Source organism: uncultured Flavobacterium sp., from assembly GCF_937967675.1.
Lineage (GTDB): Bacteria > Bacteroidota > Bacteroidia > Flavobacteriales > Flavobacteriaceae > Flavobacterium.
In genome coordinates, this window is record NZ_CALBSN010000180.1 from 1 (window position 1) to 5,655 (window position 5,655).

Here is a 5,655-nt window from a genome sequence, read left to right on the forward strand (position 1 = left end):
GTTTTTTCTGGCCATTCAATAAAACACCAATTGTCAGAATAAAAATATTCGTCTAATCCCATATCATAACCTTCTTCTTCTGAATTTAAACGATATAAATCAAAGTGATACACCGTTTCGCCTTCAAAAGTTCTGTATTCGTTTACTAAAGAAAATGTTGGGCTACTTGAATTATCTTTTACGCCTAATTCTTTTACCAATTCTTTAATTAAAGTCGTTTTTCCGGCACCCATTTGGGCATGAAACGTGATGATTTTCTTTAACGAAGGTGTAGCAAGAATCTGTTTTGCAATGGCATTTATTTCTTCCAAACTGTAAATTACGGTCATACTAAATTTTACTTTTACTGAACACTTTTGACTGAATACTGAACACTATTACCTCGGCTCTAAAACTAAGAATGGAATCACCATTTCTTCTAACGAAATTCCACCGTGTTGATAAGTATTTCGGTAATAACTCACATAATGATTGTAGTTATTTACGTAAGCCAAAAATAAATCGTTTTTCGCAAAAATAAAAGAGCTACTCATGTTTAGTGCTGGTAATCCAATTTTCTTCGGATCTTTCACAGCATAAACATCTTTGTCTTCATAAGTTAAACTTCTTCCTGTTTTATAGCGAAGATTCAAACTCGTATTTTTATCACCGATAACTTTCGACGGATTTTTACAATTAATCGTTCCGTGGTCAGTGGTTATAATTAATTTAAAACCAAGTTGTTGTGCTTGTTGAATCATATCCAAAAGTGGAGAATTCTTGAACCAACTTGCCGTTAAAGAACGATATGCTTTATCGTTTGAAGCCAATTCTTTCACTACATCCATTTCAGTTTTAGCGTGCGATAACATATCTACGAAATTATAAACTATCGTAGTCAAATCGTTGTTTTTTAATGATTTGAAATTATCTGCTAATTTTTTTCCCGAAGCAAAATTGGTAATCTTATAATATTCTTGTTTGATGTTTAATCCCAAACGTTTTAATTGTTCTGTTAAAAATTCGCCTTCGAACAGATTTTTACCACCTTCATCAGGATCGTTTTTCCAATATTGTGGAAATTTCTTTTCCATTTCCAACGGAGTTAATCCCGAGAAAATAGCATTACGCGCATATTGAGTTGCCGTTGGCAGAATAGAGAAGTAGCTCACTTCTTTTTCTAATTTGTAGTGATTGTTTACCACACTTTCAAACGCTTTCCATTGGTCGTAACGTAAGTTATCAATGACAATGAATAAAATTGGTTTATCTTTTTTACGGATTTCAGGAGCTACTAATTCACCAAAAATTTCATGAGAAAGTATTGGTTTATCTGCTTTTGGTTGGAACCAATCTTCATAATTACGTTCGATGAATTTTCCAAATTGCACATTCGCTTCGGTTTTTTGACTTTCTAAGATTTCTACCATGCTTTGGTCTTCGATGTTTTCCAACTCAAGTTCCCAAAACAACAGTTTTTTATACAATTCTACCCAATCTTCATAGGTACGAACTATTGCCATATCCATCGCAATTTTTCTGAATTCTTTCTGATAATCCAAAGTTGTTTTTTCGGAAATCAAGCGCGAATGGTCTAAATTCTTCTTTAAACTCAATAAAATCTGGTTTGGATTCACAGGTTTTATCAAATAATCGGCAATTTTAGAACCGATGGCTTCTTCCATAATATATTCTTCTTCACTTTTGGTAATCATAATCACCGGAACCGAAGATTTCTTTTCTTTTAATTCAGATAAAGTTTCCAAACCACTTAAACCTGGCATATTTTCATCTAAGAAAACAATATCGAAATTATTTTCTTCGAACAAATCGATAGCGTCTTGTCCGTTATTGCAAGTGGTTACGTGATAGTTTTTCTTTTCTAAAAACAAGATATGGGGTTTTAATAAATCAATTTCATCGTCTACCCAAAGTATTTTTATCTGACTCATATTTCTTAATTTGTGTGCAAGTTACTATTTATTAAACGAGGTTTGTATTAAATATTGTATAAAATTTTGAATTCTTTTTAACGATTTCATTTTGTAAAAAATCGCTACATTTGTTACTAAAATTATCAAATTGTGAGCCAAACCAACAAACTCAAAATATTTAACGATCCTATTTATGGTTTTATTACCATTCCCAATAGTTTAATTTATGATTTAATTCAGCATCCTTACTTTCAACGTTTACGAAGAATTTCCCAAATGGGAATGTCGTATTTGGTGTATCCAGGAGCGCATCACACGCGTTTTCATCATGCGTTGGGTTGTATGCATATTATGCAAAAAGCGGTTCAAACCTTGCAATTTAAAGGTGTTTCTATTTCGGAAGAAGAAGAAAATGCGCTGTATATTGCGATTTTGTTGCATGATATTGGTCACGGACCCTACAGTCACGCTATGGAGCATAGTATTGTGGAAGAAGTGCATCATGAAGAATTATCGTTGTTGTTCATGGAGCAATTGAATATAGAGTTTAAGGGAAAATTAGGCTTGGCAATCCAAGTTTTTAAGGGAGAATATCATAGAAAATTCATGTTGCAATTGATTTCAAGTCAGTTGGATATGGATAGAATGGATTACCTAAAACGCGATAGTTTTTACAGCGGTGTAGCCGAAGGTAACATCAACAGCGAACGTTTAATCCAAATGATGAATGTTCAAAATGATTATTTGGTTATCGAAGAAAAAGGAATTTATTCGGTTGAAAAGTTTTTGGTGGCTAGAAGATTGATGTATTGGCAAGCGTATTTGCACAAAACTAGTGTTGTTGCGGAATTAATCTTGACCAAAATTTTAAAGCGTGCCAAAGAATTAACTCAAAAAGGAATTGTTTTGCCATGTAGCGAACCGTTGCAATTCTTTTTACAAAACAAAATTTCCTTGGCTGATTTCGATAAAAGTGTTTTAGATAAGTTTTCGTATTTAGATGATTATGATGTTTTAGGTGCGATAAAAGTTTGGCAATTTCATGATGATTTTGTGTTACAATCACTTTGCCGAATGATACTTAATCGTGATTTACTAAAGATTCAAATGAGTGATGATAAACCTAACAAAGAGAACCTGTTAGCTTTTAAAGATAAATATGTTTCAATTACTGGTATTTCTGATAAAGAAGCAGATTATTTTGTATTCAAAGGCAAGTTGAAAAATCAAGCCTACAGCAAGTCAAGTGAGCCTATCCGAATTTTGAAAAAGGATAAAACCATTGAAGATGTAGTGGAAGCATCAGACCAATTGCATTTAAAAGCTTTATCAAAACCCGTTACAAAATATTTTATTTGTTTTCCAAAAGTCTTGTTAGAACGTTAACATTTTAATTAAATTTTATATTTTTGCCAAGATGAAGTGGTTTCATGTGGTCTGATTAAATCGAATAAATTAAATAAATGAAGTTTACAGCAGCTCAAATAGCAGGAATTTTACAAGGCGAAGTGGTAGGTAATCCTGAAGCGGAAGTCTACAAATTGGCTAAAATAGAAGAAGGAACAGAAGGTTCTTTAACTTTTCTTGCTAATCCTAAATACATAAATCATATTTATTCTACTCAAGCAACAGTTACAATTGTTAATAACACCTTTGAGCCTGAACAAGAAATTTCTACAACTCTTATAAAAGTTGAAGATGCATATAAAGCGTTTTCTCAACTTTTAGAGTATTACAATCAAGTAAAATTGATGAAATCAGGAATTGAGCAACCTTCTGTTATTTCTGAAGGAGTTACTTATGGTTCAGATTTATATCTGGGTAGTTTTTGCTATATTGGTAAAAATGTAGTTATTGGCAACAATGTGAAAATTTATCCTAATAGTTTTATTGGTGATAATGTAATTATTGGTGATGGTTGCGTTTTCTTTGCAGGAGTAAGAATTTATTCAGAAACGGTAATTGGTAACAATTGTACGATTCATTCGGGAACTATTGTAGGTTCTGATGGATTTGGATTTGCACCTCAAGAAGACGGAACTTACAAAAAAGTACCACAAATAGGTAATGTTATCATAGAAGATGATGTAGAAATCGGAGCTTGTTCTACAATCGATAGAGCTACTTTAGGTTCAACAATAATAAGAAAAGGAGTCAAACTTGATAATCATATTCAAGTAGCTCATAATGTTGAAATTGGCGAAAATACAGTAATTGCTTCTCAAACAGGAATTGCGGGTTCTACAAAAATTGGCAAAAATTGTATGATTGGTGGTCAAGTAGGAATTGTTGGGCATATTACAATTGGTAATAATGTTAAAATTCAAGCACAATCAGGAATAGGTAAAAGCTTAGGAGATGGTGAAGTAGTTCAAGGAAGCCCAGCCTTCAATTATGGTGATTTTGCTAAGTCTTTTGTTCATTTTAGAAATTTACCTAAAATTGTTGCAGATATCGAAAATTTAAAAAAACAATAATCCAAAATAAATATTATAATCATGGTTAAACAAAAAACCATCGCTAACGAAATTTCCCTAAAAGGTGTTGGACTTCATACTGGGCAAGAGGTTACTATGACATTAAAACCTGCGCCAGTTAATAATGGTTTTACCTTTGTTAGGGTTGATTTAGAAGGTCAACCTATCATCGAAGCAGATGCTAATTATGTAGTGAATACACAACGTGGTACAAATCTTGAAAAAAGAGGCGTTATGATTCAAACACCTGAACATGTTTTGGCTGCTATTGTAGGTAGTGATTTAGATAATATTATTATTGAATTGAACGCATCTGAACTTCCTATAATGGATGGTTCTTCAAAATATTTTGTAGAAGCTATTGAAAAAGCAGGTATTGTTGATCAAGATGCGGATAGAAAAGTATATGTAGTTAAGGAGGTTATTTCATATTTAGATGAAGCTACAGGTAGCGAAATTACCGTTATTCCTTCAGATGAATATTGTGTAACTGCTATGGTTGATTTTGGAACAAAAGTTTTAGGTACTCAAAATGCAACAATGAAAGGAATCAAAGATTTTAAATCGGAAATTGCAGATTGTAGAACATTTAGTTTTTTACACGAGTTAGAAGCTTTGTTGAATAATGGGCTAATTAAAGGAGGAGATTTGAATAATGCTATTGTTTATGTGGACAAAGAGATTTCTACAGAAACAATGGAAAATTTGAAAAAAGCCTTTAATAAAGAAACTATTTCTGTTAAACCAAATGGAATTTTAGATAACTTAACGTTGCATTTTCCTAATGAAGCGGCTCGTCATAAGTTGTTAGATGTTGTAGGAGATTTATCATTAATCGGAACTCGTATTCAAGGAAAAGTAATTGCAAACAAACCTGGCCATTATGTAAACACCCAGTTTGCAAAAAAAATGGCTAAAATTATTAAAGCTGAAGAGCGAAATAATGTTCCTCAATATGACATTAACAAAGAACCCGTATTGGATATTCATGGAATCATGAATTTACTGCCTCATCGTCCACCATTTTTGTTGGTTGATAAAATTTTAGAATTGACAGATACTCATGTGGTAGGATTAAAAAATGTGACTATGAATGAAGATTTCTTTGTAGGACATTTTCCAGGAGCACCTGTTATGCCAGGAGTATTACAAATTGAAGCAATGGCTCAAACGGGAGGAATTCTAATTTTGAGCTCAGTTCCAGATCCAGAAAATTACTTGACTTATTTTATGAAAATCGATAATGTTAAGTTTAAAAATAAAGT

At 32.3% G+C, this 5,655-nt stretch carries 5 protein-coding genes; 3 read left to right on the plus strand and 2 right to left on the minus strand.

Translation table 11 applies throughout. The annotated features are described in order from the left end of the window. A partial coding sequence (gene tsaE / locus Q0075_RS11800; protein ID WP_297869682.1) for a tRNA (adenosine(37)-N6)-threonylcarbamoyltransferase complex ATPase subunit type 1 TsaE occupies positions 1 to 329 on the minus strand: 329 nt, incomplete at its 3' end. Between the two features lie 48 nt (positions 330 to 377). Beyond that, complete coding sequence (locus Q0075_RS11805; RefSeq protein WP_297869683.1) at positions 378 to 1,931, minus strand: bifunctional response regulator/alkaline phosphatase family protein; 1,554 nt, start codon at positions 1,929 to 1,931, stop codon at positions 378 to 380. Between the two features lie 132 nt (positions 1,932 to 2,063). On the opposite strand from Q0075_RS11805, the gene Q0075_RS11810 reads away from it, so the two are divergent. The 3 genes from Q0075_RS11810 to Q0075_RS11820 all read left to right on the plus strand — a co-directional run. Next, positions 2,064 to 3,299 carry an HD domain-containing protein gene (locus Q0075_RS11810; RefSeq protein ID WP_297869684.1) on the plus strand — a complete coding sequence of 412 codons (1,236 nt, stop codon included), beginning with the start codon at positions 2,064 to 2,066 and terminating at the stop codon, positions 3,297 to 3,299. A 77-nt stretch (positions 3,300 to 3,376) separates the two neighbouring features. Further along, a complete protein-coding gene (gene lpxD / locus Q0075_RS11815; protein ID WP_291109430.1) occupies positions 3,377 to 4,390 on the plus strand; it encodes a UDP-3-O-(3-hydroxymyristoyl)glucosamine N-acyltransferase in 1,014 nt (337 codons plus the stop codon). A 21-nt stretch (positions 4,391 to 4,411) separates the two neighbouring features. Further along, on the plus strand, positions 4,412 to 5,655 hold a 1,244-nt coding region (locus Q0075_RS11820; protein WP_297869685.1), incomplete at its 3' end, for a bifunctional UDP-3-O-[3-hydroxymyristoyl] N-acetylglucosamine deacetylase/3-hydroxyacyl-ACP dehydratase.